This window comes from Pseudomonas sp. RIT623 (assembly GCF_004519305.1).
GTDB lineage: Bacteria > Pseudomonadota > Gammaproteobacteria > Pseudomonadales > Pseudomonadaceae > Aquipseudomonas.
Genome location: NZ_SOZA01000011.1, coordinates 36,995 through 59,537 on the forward strand (window position 1 = coordinate 36,995; position 22,543 = coordinate 59,537).

At 64.5% G+C, this 22,543-nt stretch carries 23 protein-coding genes; 9 read left to right on the forward strand and 14 right to left on the reverse strand.

Annotated elements, in window-relative coordinates; all coding sequences use genetic code 11:
• The first annotated feature begins 29 nt into the window (after window positions 1-29).
• The 4 genes from thiS (at window position 30) to E3U47_RS10290 (ending at window position 3,373) form a co-directional block, all read left to right on the forward strand.
• Window positions 30-230 carry a sulfur carrier protein ThiS gene (gene thiS / locus E3U47_RS10275; RefSeq protein ID WP_038707614.1) on the forward strand — a complete coding sequence of 67 codons (201 nt, stop codon included), beginning with the start codon at window positions 30-32 and terminating at the stop codon, window positions 228-230.
• A gap of 53 nt (window positions 231-283) precedes the next feature.
• Entirely contained in the window at window positions 284-1,096 is an 813-nt protein-coding gene (locus tag E3U47_RS10280; RefSeq protein WP_046853827.1) for a thiazole synthase, read from the forward strand.
• Between the two features lie 9 nt (window positions 1,097-1,105).
• Window positions 1,106-1,828 (forward strand): tRNA (guanosine(46)-N7)-methyltransferase TrmB, encoded by a 723-nt coding sequence (gene trmB, locus E3U47_RS10285; protein ID WP_134691331.1) that lies wholly within the window; start codon window positions 1,106-1,108, stop codon window positions 1,826-1,828.
• A 141-nt stretch (window positions 1,829-1,969) separates the two neighbouring features.
• Window positions 1,970-3,373: a serine protease gene (locus tag E3U47_RS10290; protein WP_134691332.1), complete on the forward strand. Its 1,404-nt coding sequence runs from the start codon at window positions 1,970-1,972 to the stop codon at window positions 3,371-3,373.
• A 29-nt stretch (window positions 3,374-3,402) separates the two neighbouring features.
• Here the strand turns inward: E3U47_RS10290 and E3U47_RS10295 are convergent, their stop codons facing one another.
• The 9 genes from E3U47_RS10295 to E3U47_RS10335 all read right to left on the reverse strand — a co-directional run bounded on the left by E3U47_RS10295 (window position 3,403) and on the right by E3U47_RS10335 (window position 9,978).
• Window positions 3,403-3,729: a DUF3392 family protein gene (locus tag E3U47_RS10295; RefSeq protein ID WP_134691333.1), complete on the reverse strand. Its 327-nt coding sequence runs from the start codon at window positions 3,727-3,729 to the stop codon at window positions 3,403-3,405.
• A gap of 9 nt (window positions 3,730-3,738) precedes the next feature.
• Window positions 3,739-4,917 carry a radical SAM family heme chaperone HemW gene (gene hemW / locus E3U47_RS10300; RefSeq protein ID WP_134691334.1) on the reverse strand — a complete coding sequence of 393 codons (1,179 nt, stop codon included), beginning with the start codon at window positions 4,915-4,917 and terminating at the stop codon, window positions 3,739-3,741.
• A complete protein-coding gene (gene rdgB, locus E3U47_RS10305; protein WP_134691335.1) occupies window positions 4,914-5,510 on the reverse strand; it encodes an RdgB/HAM1 family non-canonical purine NTP pyrophosphatase in 597 nt (198 codons plus the stop codon). The genes hemW and rdgB overlap by 4 nt, the downstream gene beginning before the upstream one ends.
• Window positions 5,507-5,941, reverse strand: coding sequence for a DUF4426 domain-containing protein (locus E3U47_RS10310; RefSeq protein WP_134691336.1), 435 nt, complete (start codon window positions 5,939-5,941; stop codon window positions 5,507-5,509). The genes rdgB and E3U47_RS10310 overlap by 4 nt, the downstream gene beginning before the upstream one ends.
• Window positions 5,942-5,966: 25 nt before the next feature.
• Window positions 5,967-6,587 carry a methionine biosynthesis protein MetW gene (gene metW, locus E3U47_RS10315; protein ID WP_134691337.1) on the reverse strand — a complete coding sequence of 207 codons (621 nt, stop codon included), beginning with the start codon at window positions 6,585-6,587 and terminating at the stop codon, window positions 5,967-5,969.
• A 7-nt stretch (window positions 6,588-6,594) separates the two neighbouring features.
• Window positions 6,595-7,734: a homoserine O-acetyltransferase gene (locus E3U47_RS10320; protein ID WP_134691338.1), complete on the reverse strand. Its 1,140-nt coding sequence runs from the start codon at window positions 7,732-7,734 to the stop codon at window positions 6,595-6,597.
• A gap of 99 nt (window positions 7,735-7,833) precedes the next feature.
• Window positions 7,834-8,424 (reverse strand): YggT family protein, encoded by a 591-nt coding sequence (locus tag E3U47_RS10325; protein ID WP_134691339.1) that lies wholly within the window; start codon window positions 8,422-8,424, stop codon window positions 7,834-7,836.
• A gap of 10 nt (window positions 8,425-8,434) precedes the next feature.
• Window positions 8,435-9,253 (reverse strand): pyrroline-5-carboxylate reductase, encoded by an 819-nt coding sequence (proC, locus tag E3U47_RS10330; protein WP_134691340.1) that lies wholly within the window; start codon window positions 9,251-9,253, stop codon window positions 8,435-8,437.
• A 38-nt stretch (window positions 9,254-9,291) separates the two neighbouring features.
• Window positions 9,292-9,978: a YggS family pyridoxal phosphate-dependent enzyme gene (locus E3U47_RS10335; protein ID WP_134691341.1), complete on the reverse strand. Its 687-nt coding sequence runs from the start codon at window positions 9,976-9,978 to the stop codon at window positions 9,292-9,294.
• A 65-nt stretch (window positions 9,979-10,043) separates the two neighbouring features.
• On the opposite strand from E3U47_RS10335, the gene E3U47_RS10340 reads away from it, so the two are divergent.
• Window positions 10,044-11,033, forward strand: a complete 990-nt coding sequence (locus tag E3U47_RS10340) for a type IV pilus twitching motility protein PilT (RefSeq protein ID WP_134691342.1) — start codon at window positions 10,044-10,046, stop codon at window positions 11,031-11,033.
• A 79-nt stretch (window positions 11,034-11,112) separates the two neighbouring features.
• Here the strand turns inward: E3U47_RS10340 and E3U47_RS10345 are convergent, their stop codons facing one another.
• Window positions 11,113-11,757: a C40 family peptidase gene (locus E3U47_RS10345; RefSeq protein WP_134691343.1), complete on the reverse strand. Its 645-nt coding sequence runs from the start codon at window positions 11,755-11,757 to the stop codon at window positions 11,113-11,115.
• Window positions 11,758-11,914: 157 nt separating this feature from the next.
• On the opposite strand from E3U47_RS10345, the gene E3U47_RS10350 reads away from it, so the two are divergent.
• On the forward strand, window positions 11,915-12,340 hold the full coding sequence (locus E3U47_RS10350) for a TM2 domain-containing protein (protein ID WP_134691344.1): 426 nt from the start codon (window positions 11,915-11,917) through the stop codon (window positions 12,338-12,340).
• Between the two features lie 87 nt (window positions 12,341-12,427).
• On the opposite strand, the gene E3U47_RS10355 is transcribed toward E3U47_RS10350, so the two are convergent.
• The 3 genes from E3U47_RS10355 to E3U47_RS10365 all read right to left on the reverse strand — a co-directional run bounded on the left by E3U47_RS10355 (window position 12,428) and on the right by E3U47_RS10365 (window position 17,273).
• Window positions 12,428-13,129: an SPOR domain-containing protein gene (locus E3U47_RS10355; protein ID WP_134691345.1), complete on the reverse strand. Its 702-nt coding sequence runs from the start codon at window positions 13,127-13,129 to the stop codon at window positions 12,428-12,430.
• A gap of 1 nt (window position 13,130) precedes the next feature.
• Window positions 13,131-14,867 (reverse strand): arginine--tRNA ligase, encoded by a 1,737-nt coding sequence (argS, locus tag E3U47_RS10360; protein ID WP_134691346.1) that lies wholly within the window; start codon window positions 14,865-14,867, stop codon window positions 13,131-13,133.
• 186 nt (window positions 14,868-15,053) lie between these two features.
• The gene (locus tag E3U47_RS10365; RefSeq protein ID WP_134691347.1) at window positions 15,054-17,273 is read right to left on the reverse strand and encodes a primosomal protein N'; all 2,220 of its coding nucleotides are present in this window, start codon (window positions 17,271-17,273) and stop codon (window positions 15,054-15,056) included.
• A 169-nt stretch (window positions 17,274-17,442) separates the two neighbouring features.
• On the opposite strand from E3U47_RS10365, the gene rpmE reads away from it, so the two are divergent.
• The 3 genes from rpmE (at window position 17,443) to E3U47_RS10380 (ending at window position 19,920) form a co-directional block, all read left to right on the forward strand.
• Window positions 17,443-17,658: a 50S ribosomal protein L31 gene (gene rpmE / locus E3U47_RS10370; RefSeq protein WP_134691348.1), complete on the forward strand. Its 216-nt coding sequence runs from the start codon at window positions 17,443-17,445 to the stop codon at window positions 17,656-17,658.
• 2 nt (window positions 17,659-17,660) lie between these two features.
• Window positions 17,661-18,476: a thermonuclease family protein gene (locus tag E3U47_RS10375; protein WP_134691349.1), complete on the forward strand. Its 816-nt coding sequence runs from the start codon at window positions 17,661-17,663 to the stop codon at window positions 18,474-18,476.
• Window positions 18,477-18,651: 175 nt separating this feature from the next.
• The gene (locus E3U47_RS10380) at window positions 18,652-19,920 is read left to right on the forward strand and encodes a malic enzyme-like NAD(P)-binding protein (RefSeq protein ID WP_134691350.1); all 1,269 of its coding nucleotides are present in this window, start codon (window positions 18,652-18,654) and stop codon (window positions 19,918-19,920) included.
• A 103-nt stretch (window positions 19,921-20,023) separates the two neighbouring features.
• On the opposite strand, the gene E3U47_RS10385 is transcribed toward E3U47_RS10380, so the two are convergent.
• Entirely contained in the window at window positions 20,024-22,474 is a 2,451-nt protein-coding gene (locus E3U47_RS10385; protein WP_372239500.1) for a penicillin-binding protein 1A, read from the reverse strand.
• Between the last annotated feature and the right edge of the window lie 69 nt (window positions 22,475-22,543).

The following is a 22,543-nucleotide window of genomic DNA, read 5'->3' on the forward strand; positions in this document are numbered from 1 at the left end:
GCCCCCAAAGAACAATGGTGGCCGTGCGCATGCGCATTCAATTGAACGGTGAACCTTACGAACTGCCCGCAGGCGAGAGCGTCGCGGCGCTGCTGGGCCGGCTGGAGCTGGCCGGCCGCCGGGTGGCGGTGGAACTGAACCTGGACATCGTGCCGCGCAGCCAGCATGAGAGCACGCAGCTCAAGGACGGCGACCAGGTCGAGGTGGTCCACGCCATCGGTGGCGGCTAACCGCCCCTGAAACCTCGCCAGCAAAGTCCCGCAATCTTTCCTGAGGAACAACGATGAGCAACGTTCGCAGCGACAAGCCCTTCATCCTGGCCGGGCGCACTTTCCAGTCGCGCCTGCTGGTAGGCACCGGCAAGTACCGTGACATGGAAGAAACCCGCCTGGCCACCGAGGCCTCGGGTGCCGAGATCGTCACCGTCGCCGTGCGCCGTACCAACCTGGGCCAGAACGCGGGCGAGCCGAACCTGCTCGACGTGCTGTCGCCAGACAAGTACACCATCCTGCCGAACACCGCCGGTTGCTTCGATGCGACGGAAGCGGTGCGCACCTGCCGCCTGGCCCGTGAGCTGCTCGATGGCCGCAAGTCCCATGAGTCTAGGACGCTGGTGAAGCTGGAAGTGCTGGCCGACCAGAAAACCCTGTTCCCCAACGTCATCGAAACCCTCAAGGCCGCCGAAGTGCTGGTCAAGGAAGGTTTCGACGTGATGGTCTACACCAGCGATGACCCGATCATCGCCCGTCAGCTGGCCGAAGCCGGCTGCATCGCCGTCATGCCGCTGGCCGGCCTGATCGGTACCGGCCTTGGCATCTGCAACCCGTACAACCTGCAGATCATCCTGGAGGAATCCAAGGTGCCGGTGCTAGTCGATGCCGGCGTGGGTACCGCGTCCGACGCCACCATCGCCATGGAAATGGGTTGCGAAGCGGTGCTGATGAACTCGGCCATCGCCCATGCCCAACAGCCCGTACTGATGGCCGAAGCCATGAAACACGCCATCGTTGCCGGTCGCATGGCCTACCTGGCCGGTCGCATGCCGAAAAAACTCTATGCCAGCGCCTCTTCGCCGCTGGATGGTCTGATCAAGTAAGAGCTCCTGATGACTGAATCGCAAGAAACGCCGATCTCCGAAGACGGCGAAACCCGCCCGCACCGCCGTATCAAGAGCTTCGTGATGCGCGCCGGGCGCATGACCGAAGGCCAGCAGCGTGGCCTGGACCAGGGTGGCCCGCAGTTCATCCTGCCGCTGACCGACAGCCCGGTGGACTACGACCAGGTGTTCGGCCGTTCGGCGCCGCGCACCCTGGAGATCGGCTTCGGCATGGGCCACTCGCTGCTGGAAATGGCCGCCGCTTCGCCCGAGCTGGACTTCATTGGTGTCGAAGTGCACCGCCCGGGTGTCGGCGCGCTGCTCAATGGCGTGCTGACACAGGGGCTGAAGAACCTGCGGGTGTACGACTGCGATGCCATCGAAGTGCTCAACCGCTGCGTGGCGGACAACAGCCTTGACCGTCTGATGCTGTTCTTCCCCGATCCGTGGCACAAGGCGCGTCACCACAAGCGCCGGATCGTTCAGCTGGAGTTCGCCGAGCTGGTGCGCCGCAAACTCAAGCCCAGTGGCGTGTTCCACATGGCGACCGACTGGGAGCCCTATGCCGAGTACATGCTGGAAGTGATGAGCGCAGCGCCCGGCTATCGCAACCAGGCGGCTGATGGTACCTACGTGCCACGCCCGGAAGAGCGGCCGATCACCAAGTTCGAGCGTCGCGGCGAGAGGCTAGGGCATGGGGTGTGGGACCTGAAGTTCGAGAAGGTGGCCTGAGCTTCCCGCGCGCCTCTTTCTTACACTGGCTGCCGACACCTGGTCGCGGCTGTATAGCACATGTTATGTCTTCGCCGTCTAGCGGCTGTGTGAGCCTTCTGGTCCCGGGCATTGAAGCCCGACTCGGCCAGGAGGTTCACCATGTGCGTCGCGCGTTATTTCTCTTCTCCCCTTCGTTCGCTACTGACCGCTGCCATGCTGGGTATGACACCCGGTGTCAGTGTCGCGTCGGAGCCCCTTGACCACGGGATCGATACCTCTGCTATGGGGCTGTATCAACGCACGGTAGGGAGTGACGGGGCGTTCGGTCTGCGTCAAGTTACCCAGGGCACGGCATTTCTGTTCGACAGTGGCAGCGACGCCGCACCGGCTCTGTTGGTGACTAGCGGGCATGCGCTGCATGACGACGGCGATTTTGTCGGCGCGCAGTTGGCCGGGGTTGGCCAGATTAGTTTCGGTAGCGTTCCAGGTCGTTACTTTCAGGTCGCGCACGTGCGTTACCTGTCCCGCCGGGGTCTGGACTTCGCCATCCTCGAATTGCCCCAGACTCAGGGTGAGCTCAAGGCCTTGGGGCTTACGCCAATGACCCTGGCGGGGCGCAAGGCGCTCGATAGCGAGGTGGTTATCGCGACGACGCGCCTGAGCGGCAGTCAGAATGGCGTCGCCAGTTGGCCAGTGCAGGACCTGCCTTGGATCAACATGCAAACCGGCGAGGGAGTCTTGTACCGACACCTGCTGCGAGTGGAAGGCGCAAGCCTGCGTGATGGCGATTCCGGGAGCCCGGTAGTGGATGCCAGTCATGCCGTGGTCGCAGTCTTGCACACCGATCTTGAGGGGGCCGCGCATGCCGCTGACCTGAGTTTTCTCCCGGCTTGCTTGATCCAGGGGCGGTTCAATGCCCAAGCCCCAGGTTGCGGCTTGGGAAACACCTTCAATGCCATAGTGGAAAAGGACGAGGACAACCGCTTGATCTACAAGCAGTCCGATCACAGGCCGATTGTCATCGATCCGTCCGTGTACGCGACGACGTCCTTTTACCAGGCCAAGCTTGCGCAATGGCCGGAACAGTGCGAGGGCTCAGAAGGGTATGGCCCTGTGCGCGCATCGGGGGAGGCGCTGAACCTGTCGGTGGCCGGTTTTATCCTGGCGCCCGCCAATCCAACCGTACTGGCGCTGTGTGTATGGGGGCGCGCGACGGATGGGCCAGAGCCTGCCAACCGCAATGCCTTGGCCGTGCCGGTGCTGGTGCACCCGCCCGGGCCTGCGGCGCAACCGGAACTGAAGGTCAGCGCGCCTTACCTGGACTTTTATGGGCGCAGGGCCTATCGAGTGAGTGTTCCCTCAAGGCACATTTTGTTCCAGCGGGTGGAGTTCAAGCTAGGGCCTTGGCGGCGCACCGATTGTGCGAACCCCCTTCACTACGGCGATTTACCTGGCACGGGGACCGGGAAGATCATCATTCGACAAGATAGCCGGCTGTGTGCCGTGGGGATTGATCATGCAGGGCAGCGTTCGGTAGCGGTAGAGGCCAGGTTGCAACCTTGAATATCGATGACCGCAGGTTGCGCCCAAGCTCAACCGCGGCGGTCTGCCACCACGCCGATCAGCACTAGCACCACCAGCAACACCGGCGCCAAGGCATAGTTGTTGAACTGGGCCAGCCCTTTCACCACCCAAGGCGTCGCGTAGATCAGCGCCGCGCCACTGCCGATCATCACCAGCAGGGCCATGAACGGCACGCGCAGGGCGCCCGCCAGGCCGCCCAGGCGGCCTTCCACCCAGCTCTTGATGTCGGTGCCGAACAGCACCAGCAGGCAGCCCACCAGGGCCAGCGAGATCTCCGACAGGTTGCTGCGGCTCCAGCGGGAAACGGTCGAGAGCAGGTCCAGTACCAGGTCCATGGGTCATCCTTAGTTCAAGAAGTACTGCAGCAGGTCGTTGAGGAACAGCTGGCCGCGCGGTGTGGCCGCCAGCCGATCCGGTTCGACCTGCAAAAGGCCTTTTTGTTCGGCATCGCGGCGGGCCTGGGCAAGCTGGGTCAGTGGCAGGCCAGTGCGTTGGCTGAACAGCTCGGCTTGCACGCCATCGGTGAGGCGCAGCGCGTTCATCAGGAACTCGAAGGGCAGCTCAGCGGCCGGGAGCAACTTTTCACCGGCTTTGAACGGCTTGGCCGGGTTGAGATAGTCCTTGGGCAGGCGGGTCTTCCAGGTACGCAGGATACGCCCGTCGGGGAACGACAGCTTGCCGTGGGCGCCGGCGCCTATACCGATGAAGTCGCCGAAGCGCCAGTAGTTGAGGTTATGCCGTGCGGCCCGGCCGGCCTGGGCATAGGCCGAGACTTCGTATTGCTGGTAGCCATGTGCAGCCATCAACGCCTGCCCGGCCTCCTGGATGTCCCAGAGGATATCGTCCTCGGGCAGCTCCGGTGGCTGGTTCCAGAACACGGTGTTGGGCTCCACCGTCAGCTGGTACCACGACAGGTGCGTTGGCGCCAGTTCGATGGCCTGGCGCAGGTCGCCCAGGGCGTCGTCGAGCGACTGGTCTGGCAAGCCGTGCATCAGGTCCATGTTGAAGTTGTCGAAGCCCGCGGCGCGGGCCATGTCGGCTGCGCGCACCGCTTCGGCGCCATTGTGGATGCGCCCGAGTCTCTCGAGCTTGGCGGGCTGGAAACTCTGCACGCCGATGGACAGCCGGTTGATGCCGGTCTGGCGGTAGGCCTTGAACTTCTCCTGCTCGAAGGTGCCCGGGTTGGCCTCCAGGGTGATCTCGATGTCCGGGGCGAACGGGATGCGCTGTTCGACACCGCGCAGCAGGCGCCCCAATGCATCGGCGCTGAACAGGCTGGGGGTGCCGCCGCCGAAGAAAATCGTGCTGATAGGGCGGCCCTGAACGGCAGGCAGCTCCTGGTCGAGGTCGGCCAGCAGGGCATCGATGTATTCGGCTTCCGGCAGCGCCGGGCCGGCCTGGTGCGAGTTGAAGTCGCAGTACGGGCATTTACGCACGCACCAGGGAATATGGATATAGAGCGACAGCGGCGGGAGTTCGGGAAGGATCAGGCCCGCCGGCTGTACCAACAGCTTTTCGCTCATGCCAGGCCCAGACGCTGACGCAGCAGGGCCATGGCGCGGGCGCGGTGGCTGAGTTGGTTCTTGTCGGCAGGGGCCAGGTCGGCGCTGGAGCATTTGCGCTCCGGCACCCAGAACAGCGGGTCGTAGCCGAAGCCGTGTTCGCCGCTGGCCTCGAACAGGATACTGCCGTGCCACAGGCCTTCGCAGAGGATCGGCAGCGGGTCGTCGGCATGCCGTACCAGGGCCAGCACGCAGACGAACTGCGCGCCGCGCTGGTCTTCAGGCACATCCTTGAGCGCATCGAGCAGCTTGGCGTTGTTCGCCGCGTCGCCCTTGCCGTCGGCGTAGCGCGCCGAGTAGATGCCCGGCGCGCCGCCGAGGAAGTCCACCGCCAGGCCCGAGTCGTCGGCCAGGGCCGGCAGGCCGGAGATGCGTGCGGCGTTGCGGGCCTTGAGTATGGCGTTCTCGACGAACGACAGGCCGGTCTCCTCCGGCTCTACCTGGCTGAATTCGCCGATCGAACGCAGCTGCACGGACTCGCCGAGCATGGCTTGCAGTTCCTTGAGTTTGCCGGCGTTGTGGCTGGCCAATACGAGTTGCTGGAAATTCATCATTCGCCTGGGAACACTTCCTGGTTGAAGCTGAGTGTGTGGCTGACGCCGCCGGATTCGATGTTGAGGTCGAAGGTGACGGTCTCGGCCTGGTCGATCTTGAACTGGGCGATATAGTAAACCGCGCCCTGGTCGGTGATCTGCTTGAACGACAGTGGGTTGCTGCGCCCGGTCAGGTCCTTCACGGTGCCGCTGACCACCGCCATGGCCGGCTTGCCGGCCTTGAGCACGGCGATGTTGAGCACGCCCTGGTTCTTGCTGCGGGTCAGGCCCGTGGCTGCGGCGATCTCCGGTTGCAGCATGCTCGAGGTGAAGGCGCTGTAGTGCACCGTCACGTCGCCGAAGTCCTGCTTGCGCTCGGGCCTGGCGGCATCGGCAGCCAGTACCGGCAAGGCCAGGCACAGGCTGATCAGAAACAGTGCTAGTCGACGCATGATCGCATTCCTCCGTTCGCAAGGGTCAGACCGCGAGCTGGTGCTCCTGCAGGCCCGGGCTGCTGACCCGATAGATACCGATTTCACCTAGAAGATTAGGCCAAAGCCGGCCGCCCAACCCATTACGGTGCAGGCGGTCGACGGCCAGGCGGTCGAGCACCTTGGCACTGCGTTCGTGGCACAGGTTCTCGAAGTCTTCGAAGGTGCAGAAGTGGATGTTCGGGGTGTTGTACCAGGTATACGGCATGAAGTCCGATACCGGCATGCGACCCTTGGTCGCCAGGTACCAGCGGCAGCGCCAGTGGCCGAAGTTGGGGAAGGTGATGATGCACTGGCGGCCCACCCGCAGCATCTCGTCGAGGATCCGGTCGGGGTATTCCACGGCCTGCAAGGCCTGGGTCATGACCACCACGTCGAAGCTGTTGCTGGCGAAGTTGCCCAGGCCCTTGTCGAGGTCCTGTTCGATCACGTTGACGCCCTTGGCCACGCAGGCGGCGATGTTGTCGGCGTCGATCTCCAGGCCATAGCCGGTGACGTTCTTGCGCTCGCGCAGCGAGGCCAGCAGTTCGCCGTTGCCGCAACCGAGGTCGAGTACCCGGCTGCCGGCGGGGATCCAGTCTTGGATGATTTCCAGGTCGGCTCTCATGGGGTCCTCAGACGGCGATGCGGTTCATGTAGTTGGCGAAACCCTGCATATAGCGGGGCGTCGGGATGAGGAAGGCGTCGTGGCCGTAAGGCGAGTCGATGTCCAGGTAGCAGACGTTCTTGCGCGCGGCCATCAGGGCGTCGACGATCTCCCGCGAACGGGCCGGCGAGAAGCGCCAGTCGGTGGTGAACGACATGATGCAGTAGTCCGCCGTCACATGTGCCAGGGTGGCCGCCAGGTCGCCGCCGTGGGCGGCGGCCGGGTCGTAGTAGTCCAGTGCCTTGGTCATCAGCAGGTAGGTGTTGGCATCGAAGCGCCCGGAGAACTCCTCGCCTTGGTAGCGCAGGTAGCTCTCGACCTGGAATTCGACGCTGTGGAAGTCGTAGTTGAGCTTGTCGCTCTTGAGCTCGCGGCCGAATTTCTCGCCCATCGAGTCGTCCGACAGGTAGGTGATATGGCCGACCATGCGTGCCAGCATCAGGCCGCGTTTGGGGATCACACCCTGGTCCTGGAACGAACCACCGTGGAATTCAGGGTCGGTGAGGATCGCCTGGCGCGCCACTTCGTTGAAGGCGATGTTCTGTGCCGACAGCTTGGGCGCCGAGGCGATGTCCACGCAGTGGCGCACCCGGTCGGGGTAGGTGATGGTCCATTGCAGCGCCTGCATGCCGCCCAGGCTGCCGCCGACGATGGCCGCCCAGGTCTGGACGCCTAAGCGATCGGCCAGGCGTGCCTGGCTGTGCACCCAGTCTTCCACGGTCAGTACCGGAAAGTCGGCGCCGTAGGGCTTGCCAGTGACTGGGTTGAGGCTGCTGGGGCCGGTGCTGCCGTTGCAGCCGCCGAGGTTGTTCAGGCTGACCACGAAGAATCGGTTGGTATCGATTGGCTTGCCGGGGCCGATGCAGCTGTCCCACCAGCCCGGCTTGCGGTCGGTGGCGGCATGGTAGCCGGCGGCGTGGTGGTGGCCGGACAACGCATGGCAGATCAGCACGGCATTGCTGGCGGCGGCGTTGAGGGTGCCATAGGTTTCGTAGATGAGCTCGTACGAGGCCAGGGAGCGGCCACAAGCCAGGGCCAGCGGTTCATCGAACCGGGCAATTTGCGGTGTTACCAGACCGACGGAATCTTCGGGAAGGACAGTGGACATCGACCCTGCTCACGCTTGACGGAGGCGTAAGTCTAAAGAGCGCTACCCCCAGCGGCAAGCAAAGGCTTGCCGCTGGAAGTGTCGATGTAGCGGGGCGGATCAGATCATCCGCCACAGCTCCTGCGGCATGCCGGCGTAGGCGGCCAGTTGCGGCATGAGGAACGACTGGATCACCTGGATGGCGATGAAGGCGAAGATCGGCGAAATGTCCATGCCGCCGAGGTTCGGCACCAGGCGGCGGAACGGCGCCAGCACCGGCTCGCTGATCTGGTAGGCCAGCTCGGCGGCCGGGTTGTGGCTGTTCGGCGCGACCCACGAGACGATGACCATGACGATCATCGCCACCCAGAATATTTTCAGGAACAGCGAGGTGATGCCCAGGATCGACCACATCAGCAGGTGCAGGATGTCGCCGAAAGTGCCGTAGGTGACCATCAGCACGAAGGCCATCAATAGCGCCTGGATGATGATCGACAGCAGCAGCGACGAGGTGTCCAGGCCGGCGATGCTGGGGATCACCCGGCGCAGCGGCTTGAGCAGCGGCTGGGTGGCGCGCACGGCGAACTGGCTGAGTGGGTTGTAGAAGTCGGCCTTGACCAGCTGCAGCACGAAGCGCAGCAGGACGATCACCAGGTACAGGCTGACCAGGGTTTGCACCACGAAGATCGCGGCGCCGGACAGTGCATTCATCAAAGGCTCCTTATTTGCCCAGTTGTTCGGCCAGTTCGGCGGAGCGGGTCGCCGCGGCTTGCAGTGCCTGCTCGACGATCGCCTCGAAACCGCTGGCCTGGAACGACTTGATCGCCGCTTCCGTGGTGCCGGCCGGCGAGGTCACGCGACGGCGCAGTTCGGCGGCGTCGACGTCGCTGGACACCGCCATGCGCGCGGCGCCCAGGGCGGTTTGCAGGGTAAGTTGCGAGGCGGTTTCGCGCGGCAGGCCGAGTTTCTCGCCGGCGGCGGTCATGGCTTCGATCAGCAGGAAGAAGTACGCCGGACCGCTGCCGGAAACGGCGGTGACGGCGTCCAGTTGCTGTTCCTGTTGCAGCCACAGGGCGGTGCCCACCGCGGACAACAATTGCTCGGCTTGCTGACGTTGTTCGGCGGACACTTGCTCGGTTGCATACAGGCCGCTGACGCCCTGGCGCAGCAGCGCCGGGGTGTTGGGCATGCAGCGCACCACCGGGACCGCGCCCAGCCAGGCCTGCAGGCTGGCGCAGGTGATGCCGGCGGCGATCGAGACGACCAGTTGGCCGGGTTGCAGGTTGGGTTTGAGCGTTTCGCAGACCGCCTTCATTACCTGCGGCTTGACCGCGAGGACGATCACGTCCACGCCATCGATGGCCTGGGCGTTGCTTTCGAAGGCTTCGATGCCATGTTCGGCCTGGATCCGCGCGCGGGTCTCGGCACCCGGGTCGCTGGCACGAATCTGCGCGGCGTCCAGGCCCTGGGCACGCAGGCCGCCGATCAGGCTGGCGGCCATGTTGCCGGCGCCGATAAAGGCAATACGAGTCTTGCTCATGTCAGGTCCTTGAGGGAAAGAGTGAGTTAAGCATGGATTCAGGCCTGGCCGTAGTCGCGGGCACCGAACAGGGCGGTGCCGATGCGGACCCAGGTCGCACCCTGGGCGATGGCGGCTTCCAGGTCGTGGCTCATGCCCATCGACAGGGTGTCCAGGCCAAGGTCCAGTTGCGCCTGAAGCTGGCGCAGCGTGGCGAAGGCGGCCTCTTGCTCGGCGCGGTCCTCGGTTGGCTCTGGAATCGCCATCAGCCCGCGCAGGCACAGGCCGGGCAGGGCCTTCACCGCCTGGGCCAGGGCCGGCAGTTCGGCGGGCGCGCAACCGGACTTGCTGTCCTCGCCACTTACATTCACTTGCAGGCAGATGTTCAGTGGCGCCAAGTCGGCAGGGCGCTGCTCGGAGAGGCGTTGGGCGATCTTCAGGCGGTCCACGGAATGTACCCAGTCGAAGTGCTCGGCGATGGCCTTGGTCTTGTTCGACTGAATGGGGCCAATGAAGTGCCAGATCAAGGGCAGGTCGGAAAGTGCCTGTTGTTTGGTCAGGGCTTCCTGAAGGTAATTCTCACCCACATCGCGCAGGCCGGCCGTGTAGGCCTCGCGGATAGCGCTGGCGGGCTTGGTCTTGCTCACCGCCAGCAGCTGGACGCTGGCTGGATCGCGCCCGGCGGCCCTGGCCGCGCTGTCGATGCGGCGGGCAATGGCGGAAATGTTGTCTGCTAGGGTGGACATGGTTCGTCGCCGACGGTTTTGGGGTCTGCGGCATTCTACCTGCTTGATCGCCGTTGGGGAGTCTCATGGATGTGACCGCGCTGCTGGGCCAGGCCGTTGCCGCCGGTGCCAGCGACCTGCACCTGGCCGTGGGCGAACAGCCATTGCTGCGTCTGGCTGGCGTGCTGCAGCGGTTGGACCTCGCGCCGTTGACAGCACAGGGGCTGGAACAAGGCATGGCCAAATTGCTGAATGATGGCCAGTGCCAGCAATGGCGAAGCGCAGATGAACTGGACCTGGCGTTGAGCCTGCCTGGCCTGGGCCGATTTCGGCTAAACCTGTTTCGTCAGCGCAATGGGCTGGGTGCCAGCGTGCGCTTGATACCGGCACAGGTGGCGGATATCGAGACGCTTGAACTGGCGGAGGTCTTTGAGCATGTCGTTCGATATCGGGAAGGCCTGGTGCTGGTGGGCGGGCCGACCGGCAGCGGCAAGTCCAGTACATTGGCGGCGCTGGTCGACCGCCTGAACCGCGACCATGCGCTGCACATCGTCACCCTCGAAGACCCGATCGAAGTTATCCACAGCAGTCAGCGCAGCCTGGTCAGCCAACGCGAGGTCGGGCGTCATAGCCGAGACTTTGCCCAGGGCCTGCGCAGTGCGCTGCGCCAGGATCCGGATGTGATCATGATCGGTGAGCTGCGCGACCTCGAGAGCATTCGCCTGGCGCTGCGGGCGGCGGAAACCGGGCATTTGGTATTGGCCACCGTGCATACGCGCTCGGCGCTGAACAGCATCGACCGGTTGGTGGAGGTATTCGCGCCGGAGGAAAAGCCGCTGGTGCGCACGCTGCTTGCCGACTCGCTGCGCCTGGTGGTCGCACAGGTGCTGGTCCAGCGTCGCGATGGCGGGCGGGTGGCGGCGCGCGAGGTGCTGGTGGCGACGCCTGCGGTGCGCAACCTGATCCGCGAGGGGCGGATGACGCAGGTCTACTCGTTGATGCAGGCTGGCGGGGCGATCGGGATGCGGACGATGGACGCGGCGATGCAGGTGCTGAAGGTGCGGGGTGTGCTGTAGGAGCCGGCTTGCCGGCGAGCACCCAGGCGCTGCGGCGCCTGCTTGGCCAGCAGGGCTGGCTCCTACAGGGTGCCGTGGCTTAGCGTTTGGCCAGGCGCAGTGCCTGTTGGTCTTTGGGTAGCACGCGCTTGGCCACTACGTAGTGTTTTTGCCAGTAGGGCTTGTCCAGGCTGTCGATACTCACCCGCTTGCCGGTGCGCGGCGCGTGGATGAAGCGGTCGTTGCCCAGGTAGATGGCCACATGGTTGACCCGGCGGCTCTTGATGTTGAAGAAGATCAGGTCGCCTGGCTTGAGGTCACCCTTGGCCACCTTCACGCCCTGGCCCCGAGCCATGGCGTTGGATGTGCGGGGCAGGTCGACATCGGCCACGTCGTTGAAGGCGTACTTGACCAGGCCACTGCAGTCGAAGCCCTTCTTCGGGCTACTGCCGCCCCAGCGATAGGGCGTGCCCAGTACGTTAACCGCGCGGCTGAGCACTTCGCTGCTTTGCTTGGGTGACATTGCCACGGCCTGCAGGCCCGCGGCCTGTTGCTTGGCGGCATTGCCAGGGCGGGCACGCAGGGTGGTGTTGCGGTATTGAACCGGGGCGCGTTTCACCGTGGCATCGGCATTGGCCGTGTAACCGGTGAAACCGCTGGGGAGTCGTTGCTCACGGTTGGTGGCGTGGGCGGCCAGGGGCAATAAAAGGCAGAGGGTCAGCCATGTCTTGAAAAAAGGTGGCATAGATGAAGCTCTTATAGGTGTTGGCGCGCAACTTTATAACAGCTTTTTGATCAAATTCTGATCCGTTGGTCGCTCAGCCACGTACCATATGTCGGGTCAACACGGAAAAGTCACATTTTCCGTTAGAAAATTTTCGGCTAACCCACGAGGGCTTCGAATGAATGGTTATCAACAGGGTGTGCCTGCGCACGACACCCACAGCAAGGTCCTCGGCTACCTGCTGTGGATCTTCGGCTTCACCGGCTCGCACCGTTTCTACTATGGCAAGCCGATAACCGGGACGATCTGGTTCTTCACCCTCGGTTTGCTGGGCATCGGCTGGTTGATCGACTTGTTCCTGATCCCATCGATGGATCGCGAGGCGGACACGCGCTTCGAGTCGGGCGGCGTGGATTACAACCTGGCGTGGATCCTGTTGACCTTCCTGGGCATTTTCGGCGTGCACCGGCTGTACCAGGGCAAATGGATCAGTGCGTTGATCTACCTGTTCACCGGCGGTTTGTTCCTGCTCGGTGTGCTGTATGACTTCTGGACACTCAACAGCCAGATTTCCCAGGTCAACGCCGAGCGGCGCCGGGTTTGATAGCGGCAAGCTGCGAGCCACAAGCTGCAAGAAGAGGTACAGGTCGATCCTGCTTTTTCTTGACGCTTGAGGCTCGTGGCCTGGCGCTTACTGGCGGCGCTGTTGCAACAGCAGGTTGCTGAAGCCTGCCCCGGCCAGTTGCTTTTGCGCCACGGTCAGCTGTTCGCGGTTGCTGAACGGGCCGACCATCACGCGGTACCAGGTCTCTTCCTTGACCGTCCCCGACTCAACCTTCACCGCCTGGCCGAGCAGGATGATCTGTGCACGGACCTTGTCGGCGTCCGCCTGCTTGCGGAACGAGCCGGCCTGCAGGAAGAACTGGGTGGTGGCCGCCGGCTTGATCACCGGTGGTGCCGGTGGCGGTGTCTGGCCCAGCAAAGCGGCCTGGGCGCGCGCGGTGTCGATCTTCGCCGCCTCTGCAGGGGTGACCGGAGTGCTCGGCACCGGTGGCTGCGCCGGTACCGGCGGGGTTTTCTCCGGCACGGCCTCGGGCGGCACGATCACCTCCGACTCCGGCAGCAGGGTGTAGAAGTCGTACTTCGGCTTCACCGGCTGCTGGGGTGTCGGTGTGGTGGTCTTGCTGGCCTCGGCGACTCGCTCCGGTTTCTGCTGCTCGGGCTTGGCGCGCTTGATATCGCCGCCGCCGGGTTCGAGCTTCATCAGGAATACGATAAAGGCGCCCACGGTCAGGCCGACCGCCAGCCACACCCAGCCGGGAATCGGCTGCTTGGCGGGTGGCTGGTGGCGGCTGGCGCCGCGCTTGGGCGCGGGTTTTTTCTTTGCAGCCAACTTACATGCGCTCCAGGGTTTCCAGGCCGAGCAGTTCCAGGCCCTGCTTGAGGGTGCGGCCGGTCAGGGCGGCCAGGCGCAGGCGGCTCTGCTGTTGTTCGGCGGTATCGGCGGAGAGGATCGGGCAGTTCTCATAGAAACTGGAGAACAGGCCGGCGAGGTCGTACAGGTAGCTGCACAGTACGTGTGGAGTACCTTTTTCGGCAACGTTGTTGAGGATTTCGCCGAACTGCGCCAGGCGCGCGGCCAGGTCCTGTTCGTGCGCGGCTTGCAGGACGATGGTGCCGTCGATCTCGCCAAAGCCTTTGCCCAGCTTGCGGAACACGCCGGCCACCCGGGTGTAGGCGTACAGCAGGTACGGTGCGGTGTTGCCTTCGAAGTTGAGCATCAGTTCGAAGTTGAAGCTGTAGTCGCTGGTGCGGTGCTTGGACAAGTCGGCGTACTTGACCGCGCCGATGCCGACCACCTCGCCGATGTGGCGCAGTTCGTCCTCGGCCAGCGAGGGGTTCTTTTCCTTGACCAGCGCGTAGGCACGGTCCTTGGCCTCGGTAAGCAGGTCGATCAGCTTGACGGTGCCGCCATCGCGGGTCTTGAACGGGCGGCCGTCGGCGCCGTTCATGGTGCCGAAGCCCATGTGCTCCATTTTCATCGGGTGGCCGACGAAGCCGGCGCGGCGGGCCACTTCGAACACCTGGTTGAAGTGCAGGGCCTGGCGCTGGTCGACGAAGTACAGGGCGCGATCAGCCTGCAGCTTGTTGCTGCGGTAGCGCACGGCGGCCAGGTCGGTGGTGGCGTACAGGTAGCCGCCGTCGGCCTTCTGCACGATCACCGGCAGTGGGTCGCCCTCGGCGTTCTTGAATTCGTCGAGGAACACGCACTGGGCGCCCTGGTCCTCGACCAGCAGGCCCTTGGCCTTGAGGTCGGCGACCACGTTGGCCAGGTCGGCATTGTAGGCGCTCTCGCCCATCACGTCGGCCATGGTCAGCTTGACGTTGAGCAGCTCGTAGGTTTTTTGGCAGTGCGACAGCGAGATGTCCTTGAAGCGCGTCCACAGCGCCAGGCACTCGGGGTCGCCGGCTTGCAGCTTGACCACCAGGCCACGGGCGCGGGTGGCGAACTCTTCGGACTCGTCGAAGCGTTTCTTCGCGGCGCGGTAGAAGTTCTCCAGATCTGACAGCTCGTCACTGGTGATCGGGTTTTCCTGGAGGTAGGCCATCAGCATGCCGAACTGGGTACCCCAGTCACCCACGTGGTTCTGGCGGATGACGTCGTCGCCGAGGAACTCCAGCACCCGCGCGACGCTGTCGCCGATGATGGTCGAGCGCAGGTGGCCGACGTGCATTTCCTTGGCCAGGTTCGGTGCCGACATGTCGATGACGACTTTCTCGGCCGGGCCAGCCTTGCGCGCACCCAGATGGGCATCGGCCAGGGCGGCGTCGAGGCGCTGGGCCAGGGCGGCGGTGTTCTGGAAGAAGTTCAGGAAGCCGGGGCCGGCGATCTCGACCTTGGTGATGTCAGGGCTTTTCGGCAGGGCGTTGATCAGCTTCTCGGCCAGGTCGCGCGGCTTCATGCCGGCCGGCTTGGCCAGCATCATGGCGATGTTGCTGGCGAAGTCGCCGTGGGTCTTGTCCCGGGCGTTTTCCACCTGGATCGCCGGCGTCAGCCCTTCAGGCAGCACACCGTCGGTGACGAGTTGGGTGAGGGCTTGCTGGATCAGCTGGCGAATGGTGTCTTTCATGAGGGTCTCTTTTCGACCGCAAGCGCGGTGGAGCGCTTCGATGCGCAGGTGGAAAAACTGGGCATTATCCGTTGCCCGGCGCGGGTTGCCAACCTTTGAGCGGATAGCGCCAAGCTTCAAGCTGTAAGCCGCAAGCTGCAAGCGTCAGTGCAGGGCTGCTTTTTCTTGAAGCTTGCAGCTTGTCGCTTAGTACAGATCGACCGGATCGACATCCAGCGACCAGCGCACTTGGCGCCCCGATGGCATCTGCTCCAACACTAGCAACCAGGCGCTGATCAGTCGATGCAGGGGCGCCCGGGCATTGGCCTGGAGCAATAGTTGCGCGCGGAACCGGCCCGCCCGTCGCTCCATTGGCGCAGGCACCGGGCCCAGCAGCTCGATGCCGTGCAGGCCTTGCTCGCGCAGCAGGCGCTCGGCGGCGCTGCAAGCCTCGTCGAGGAAACCCTCGGCCTGGCCCGGCTTGTGCGCATCGGCGCGTAGCAGGGCCAGGTGGGCGAACGGTGGCAGGCCGGCGGCGCGGCGCTCGCTCAGGGCCTGCTCGGCGAAGGCGAAGTAGCCCTGCTCGGTGAGTTGCACCAGCAGTGGGTGGTCGGCCAGGTGGGTCTGCACTATCACCTTGCCGGGCTCCTCGGCGCGGCCGGCGCGGCCGGCCACCTGGACGATCAGCTGGGCCATGCGCTCGCTGGCACGGAAGTCGCCGGAGAACAGCCCACCGTCGGCATCGAGGATGGCCACCAGGGTCACCCGCGGGAAATGGTGCCCCTTGGCTAGCATCTGGGTGCCGACCAGGATGCTCGGCTGGCCGCGCTGGATGGTGCTGAACAGCTGGTGCATGGCGTCCTTGCGCGAGGTGCTGTCGCGGTCCACGCGCAGGACCGGATACTCGGGGAACAGCACCTTCAGGCGCTCTTCGGCGCGCTCGGTACCGGCACCCACCGGGCGTAGGTCGACATGGGCGCACTGGGGGCACTGCAGCGGCAGGCGCTCGTCATAGCCGCAATGGTGGCAGCGCAGCACGCCCGAGCGTTGGTGCACGGTCATGCGCGCGTCGCAGCGCGGGCATTCCGACAGCCAGCCGCAGTCGTGGCACAGGAGGGTCGGGGCGAAACCGCGGCGGTTGAGGAACACCAGCACCTGCTGGCCGGCCTCCAGGGTCTGGCGGATGGCCTGTTGCAACGGGCCGCTGATGCCGCTGTCCAGCGGCAGGCTGCGCACATCCAGGCGCAGGAAGCGTGGTGGCTTGGCGTCGCCGGCGCGTTGGTTCATGCGCAGCAGGCCGTAGCGGCCGCTGTGGGCGTTGTGCAGGCTCTCCAGCGACGGCGTGGCCGAGCCCAGCAGGATAGGCACGTTCTCCTGGTGCGCGCGCACCACCGCCAGGTCGCGGGCGTGGTAGCGCAGGCCTTCCTGCTGTTTATAGGAGCCATCGTGCTCCTCGTCGATGATGATCAGCCCGGGGTTCTTCATCGGCGTGAACAGCGCCGAGCGGGTGCCGATGATGATATCGGCCTCGCCGTCGCGGGCCGCCAGCCAGGCGTCCAAGCGCTCGCGGTCGTTTACCGCCGAGTGCAGCAGGGCGATACGGGCGTTGAAACGCTGTTCGAAGCGTTGCAGGGTCTGCGGGCCGAGGTTGATCTCGGGGATCAGGATCAATGCCTGCTTGCCGGCCTCGAGGGTCTCGCGGATCAGTTGCAGGTAGACCTCGGTCTTGCCGCTGCCGGTGACCCCGGCCAGCAAATAGGCGTGGAAGGCGCCGAAGCCCGCGCGTACGGCCTCGAAGGCAGCACGTTGTTCTTCGTTTAGCGGCAGCTCTGGCTGGGCCAGCCAGTGTTCGTGGCGCGCGGCCGGCAAATGGCGGCGTACTTCGACCTGCACCAGTTCCTTGGCCAGCAGCAGGTCGAGGCTGTCCTTGTTCAGGCCGAGCTTGCCCAGCAGCGCGTGAGCGACACCGTGGGGGTGCTGTGACAGGGTCTTGAGCGCATCGCGCTGGCGCGGCGCACGGGCGATGCGAGGGTCCTCCAGGCGCGCGCCGGGGGCAACGTGCCAGAAACGCTCCTGGCGGGCCTCGGCCGGCTCGCCTTGGCGCAGCAGCGTCGGCAGGGCCCAGCTGAGGGTATCGCCGAGGCTGTGCTGGTAATACTGGGCAGTCCACAGGCACAGCTTGAACAACGCTGGCGGCAGCGGCGAGGTTGGGTCGAGCAGAGCGCTGGCGGGCTTGAGCTTGTCGGCCGGCACTTCGCTTTTGTCGGCGACCTCCACCAGTACGCCGATCATCTCGCGTCGGCCGAACGGCACACGGATGCGCATGCCGGGGGCCAGCGCCTGGCGCGCCATGCTCGCGGTGGCCCGGTAGTCGAACAGGCGACGCAGGGGCGAGGGCAGGGCAAGGCGCAGGATGACGTTGGACACGCGGAAGGTCTCTGGAGGGCGTTTCACAAATCAGGCGAGCCTAGCAGACGACAGCCGGTGCAAGCGACAACTTGCGCTGGCACCGTGCTCTGGTATTATTCGCCGCCTAATTACGTGCGGTATTCAACAATAGGTGTTGGGTGGCGGCACGCAGCTCGAGGAAGTGACCATGAAAGCAGATATTCATCCGAACTACGAAGCGGTTGCAGTCACCTGCAGCTGCGGCAACAAATTCGAAACCCGTTCGACCCTGGGTAGCACCCTGGCGATCGACGTTTGCAACCTGTGCCACCCGTTCTACACCGGTAAGCAGAAAGTCCTGGACACCGGTGGTCGCGTACAGAAGTTCGCCGATCGCTTCGGTATGTTCGGTACCAAGAAGTAATCATGCGCATGGCGAATCTCTCGAGGTTCGCGCTGTTGCAAAAGAAGGCGCCCCTTGTGGGCGCCTTTTTTGTGGGCGCGATCTGGCATTTTCCAGCCCAGGCGTTCTGCCCGTTGCCCAAGCAGGCGCAGCAGGTGGAGGTGCGCACAGTGGTCGATGGCGACACCCTGCGCTTGGTCGATGGCCGCAGTGTGCGGCTGATCGGTATCAATGCGCCGGAAATCGGCCGCAAGGGGCGTACCAGCGAACCCTATGCCGAGGCGGCCAAGCGGCGCCTGCAGGCCTTGGTCAAGGCTAGCGACGGACGGATCGGGCTGGTGCCGGGGGCTGAGTCCAGGGACAAGTACGGGCGCACCCTGGCGCACATCTATGGCCGTACTGGCGACAATTTCGAAGCACAACTGCTCAGCGAAGGCTTGGGCTATCGGGTTGCCATTGCTCCCAACGTCAGCCTGTCGGGCTGCCAGCAGCAAGCCGAGCACACGGCGCGCAGGTCGGCTGTCGGGCTATGGCGGCAGTCGCCGGTGCTGCGCGCCGGGGACATCCGCCAGTCCGGCTTTGCCGTCATCAGCGGTAAAATCACAAATATCGAGCGCAATCGTGGTGGTACCTGGCTGGAGCTCGACGAGCACGTGGTATTGCAGGTCCCCGCTCGTCTGCAACGCAGCTTCCCTGCCAGCTTCTTCGCTAACCTCAAGGGACGCCAGGTCGAGGCGCGCGGTTGGGTGCTGGATCGTTCCCGCAAAGGCGGGCTCAAGCCCGGGCAGCGACGCTGGCTGTTGCCATTGACCGATCCGAGCATGGTGGAGCCCAAATAGTTGTAGACAGTTTGCTATTAGATTGTACACACTGGGCCCGGTAAGCCCCGTGGGTTATAGCGTAAAGTCGTAGGCCAGAGGCCTTGACACCGAGTGACCGGGCAGTCTTGTCGCCCCCCGGCTCTTTGCGTATCCTCGGCGGTCCGTCAGAACAGTAAACAGCGGAATGCCCATCATGTCAGACCTGAAAACCGCCGCTCTCGAATACCACGCTCAGCCTCGTCCGGGGAAACTGAGCGTCGAGCTCTCCAAGCCCACCGCCACTGCCCGCGACCTCGCCCTGGCCTACAGCCCAGGCGTCGCCGAACCCGTGCGTGAGATCGGTCGTGATCCAGAGCTGGCCTACAAGTACACCGGCAAGGGCAACCTGGTCGCGGTGATTTCCGATGGCACCGCCATCCTCGGTCTGGGTGACCTCGGCCCGCTGGCCTCCAAGCCAGTGATGGAAGGCAAGGGTGTTCTGTTCAAGCGTTTCGCCGGTATCGATGTGTTCGACATCGAAGTCGAGTCCGAGAGCCCGCAGGCTTTCATCGACACCGTACGCCGCATCTCCATCACCTTCGGTGGCATCAACCTCGAGGACATCAAGGCGCCAGAGTGCTTCGAGATCGAGCGCACCCTGATCGAGCAGTGCGACATCCCGGTGTTCCACGATGACCAGCATGGCACTGCCATCGTCACTGCGGCCGGTATGATCAACGCCCTGGAAATCGCCGGCAAGAAGCTCGAAGACGCCAAGATCGTCTGCCTGGGTGCCGGTGCCGCCGCCATCTCCTGCATGAAGCTGCTGGTGAGCATGGGTGCCAAGGTCGAGAACATCTTCATGATCGACCGCAGCGGCGTGATCCACGCTGGCCGTGACGACCTGAACCAGTACAAGGCCCAGTTCGCCCACGCCACCGACAAGCGCACCCTGGCCGACGCCCTCGACGGCGCCGATGTGTTCGTCGGCCTGTCCGGCCCGAACCTGCTGAGCGCCGAAGGCCTGAAATCGATGGCGGCCAACCCGATCGTGTTCGCCTGCTCGAACCCTGATCCGGAAATCAAGCCAGAGCTGGCCCACGCCACTCGCAGCGACGTGATCATGGCCACCGGTCGTTCCGACTACCCGAACCAGGTCAACAACGTATTGGGCTTCCCGTTCATTTTCCGTGGTGCCCTGGACGTTCGCGCCAAGCGCATCAACGAAGAAATGAAGATCGCCGCCGCCATCGCCCTGAAGGACCTGGCCAAGCAGCCGGTGCCGCAGGAAGTGTGCGAGGCCTACGGTGTGCAGGCCCTGGAATTCGGCCGTGAATACATCATTCCGAAGCCTCTGGACGCACGTCTGATCACCGTGGTTTCCGATGCCGTGGCCAAGGCCGCCATCGAATCCGGCGTGGCTACCCTGCCGTATCCGAAGCACTATCCGCTGAAAAGCGTGGATGACGTGTTCAACGGCTGATCCAGCCGTAGCGACATGAAAAAGCCCCGGCTCGTGAGAGTCGGGGCTTTTTGTTTGCCGATGTCCGGCTGACGCGGTCCCTTGTAGGAGCGGCCTGTCAGGTTTAGAACAGATCCATCGGCGCTGCTTCATCCGCTGGCAGCGGGCTGCCTGGTGCCGCGCCATTGCCCAGTTCGTCCACCGAAGGCGGCGAATCTTCGGCCTTGAACAGCTCGAAGTAGGCATTCGGCGTGCTTGGTGTGGCGGCGCGGCCGCTCACTGGATCAACGCGCAGGCTGAGAATTCCCTCGGGCTCGGCGGGCGCATGCTCGGGCATGCCCTTGAGGGCGGCGCCCATGAAACTCATCCAGATCGGCAGGGCCACGGTGCCGCCGTACTCGCGGCGGCCCAGGGTTTCCGGCTGGTCGAAACCGACCCATACGGTGGTGACGTAGTCGGCGTTGTAACCGGAGAACCAGGCGTCCTTGGACTCGTTGGTGGTACCGGTCTTGCCCGCCAGGTCGGTACGGCCCAGGGCCAGCGCCCGGCGGCCGGTGCCACGCTTGATCACGTCCTGCAGCATGCTGGTGAGGATGTACGCGGTGCGCCCGTCGATGATCTGCTCGGCCACTGCTGGCGCCTGCGGCGCAGCCGCGACCTGGCCGTAGGCCGATGGCGCCTCGCCGGGTACCGGTGCGACGTTGATCGGCTGCTCGGGAGCGGCGAGACCGGCCTGGTCCTGGCTGCCCTGGGGCACGCGAGCCGGGTTGGCGGTGAACAGCGTCTCGCCGTTGCGGCTGTCGATACGCTCGATCAGGTAGGGGCTGATCTTGTAGCCGCCGTTGGCGAAGGCGCTCCAGCCGGTGGCGATCTCCATCGGGGTCAGCGTCGCGGTGCCCAGTGCCAGCGACAGGTTGCGCGGCAGGTCCTGCTTGTTGAAGCCGAACTTGGCGATGTAGTCGATGGTGCGGTCCACGCCCATGGCTTGTAGCAGGCGGATCGACACCAGGTTACGCGACTTGTACAGCGCCTCGCGCATGCGGATTGGGCCGAGGAAGGTGTTGGTGTCGTTCTTCGGGCGCCAGACCTTGTCCAGGTATTCGTCGACGAACACGATCGGCGCGTCGTTGACCAGGCTGGCGGCGGTGTAGCCGTTGTCCAGGGCAGCGCTATAGACGAAAGGCTTGAAGCTCGATCCCGGCTGGCGCTTGGCCTGCATGGCACGGTTGTAGTTGCTCTGCTCGAACGAGAAACCGCCGACCAGGGCGCGGATGGCGCCATCGCGGGGGTCGAGGGTGACCAGTGCGCTCTGCGCGCCCGGCACCTGGCTGAACTTCAGCGTGCCGTCTTCCAGGCGCTGCAGGCGCACCAGGTCGCCGACCTGGGCGACATCGGCCGGTGCTTGCGGCGCGCGGCCCTGGGCGTTGCTGTTGAGGTATGGCCGGGCCCACTTCATGGTGTCCCAGGCCACGGTCTCTTCCAGGCCGCCACGGGTCATCACCTTCAGGCCAGTCTTCTCGACCTGGGTGACGATCGCCGGCTCCAGGCCGCCGAGGGTGCGTTGCTTGCCCAGGTCCTGCAGCCAGGCGGCGCGGGTCTTGCCAGGGAAACGTGCTTCCGGGCCGCGGTAGCCGTGGCGCTCGTCGTATACGCTGAGGCCGTTGAGCACGGCGTTGTTGGCCATCTGCTGGGTGGCGCTGGGCACCGTGGTGGTGACGCGGAAACCTTCGGTATAGGCGTCGCTACCGTAGCGGCCGACCATCTCGGCGCGGGCCATCTCGGCCACATAGGGGGCGCTCACTTCCGGGGTCGGCACGTGGTAGCTGGCGTTCAGCGGCTCGGCCAGGGCGGCCTGGTAACTGGTCTGGTCGATCTTGCCGAGCTTGTACATGCGCCCGAGGATCCAGTCGCGGCGCTCCTTGGCGCGCACCGGGTTGGCCAGCGGGTTGAAGCGCGACGGCGCCTTCGGCAGGCCGGCGATCATGGCCATCTGCGCCAGGCTGACATCGCGGATCGACTTGCCGTAGTACACCTGCGCCGCGGCATCGATGCCATAGGCGCGGTTGCCCAGGTAGATCTTGTTGACGTACAGCTCGAGGATCTCGTCCTTGGTCAGCTCGCGCTCGATCTGCAGGGCCAGGAGAATCTCGTTGGTCTTGCGCGAGAAGCTGCGTTCGCTGGTCAGGAAGAAGTTCTTCGCCACCTGCATGGTGATGGTGCTGCCGCCGGTCTGGATGTGCCCGGACTTGAGCAGCTGCGACGCTGCGCGCATCAGGCTGCTGGGATCGACGCCGTAGTGGTTGAGGAAATTGTCGTCCTCGGCCGACAGAAGCGCCTGGATGAACTGTGGGGGAATTTCCTGGAACTTGATGGGCGAGCGGCGCATTTCGCCGAACTCGGCAATCAGCTTGCCGTCGCTGCTGTAGACCCTCAGGGGGATTTGCAACTGGACGCTTCTGAGCGCGTCGACCGAGGGCAGGCTAGGGCTAAGATACAGAAACGCACCGCTCACACCGAGTACGAGCGCGCAGATGACTGCGACGAAAGACCACCAGAAGAACTTCAGCAGGCGTATCAAGGCTTTGGGGTGTCCTGGTTGAGGAGTGGAGGGCGCGAGGGGCCGGCGGACGGGAAAATTCGCTGG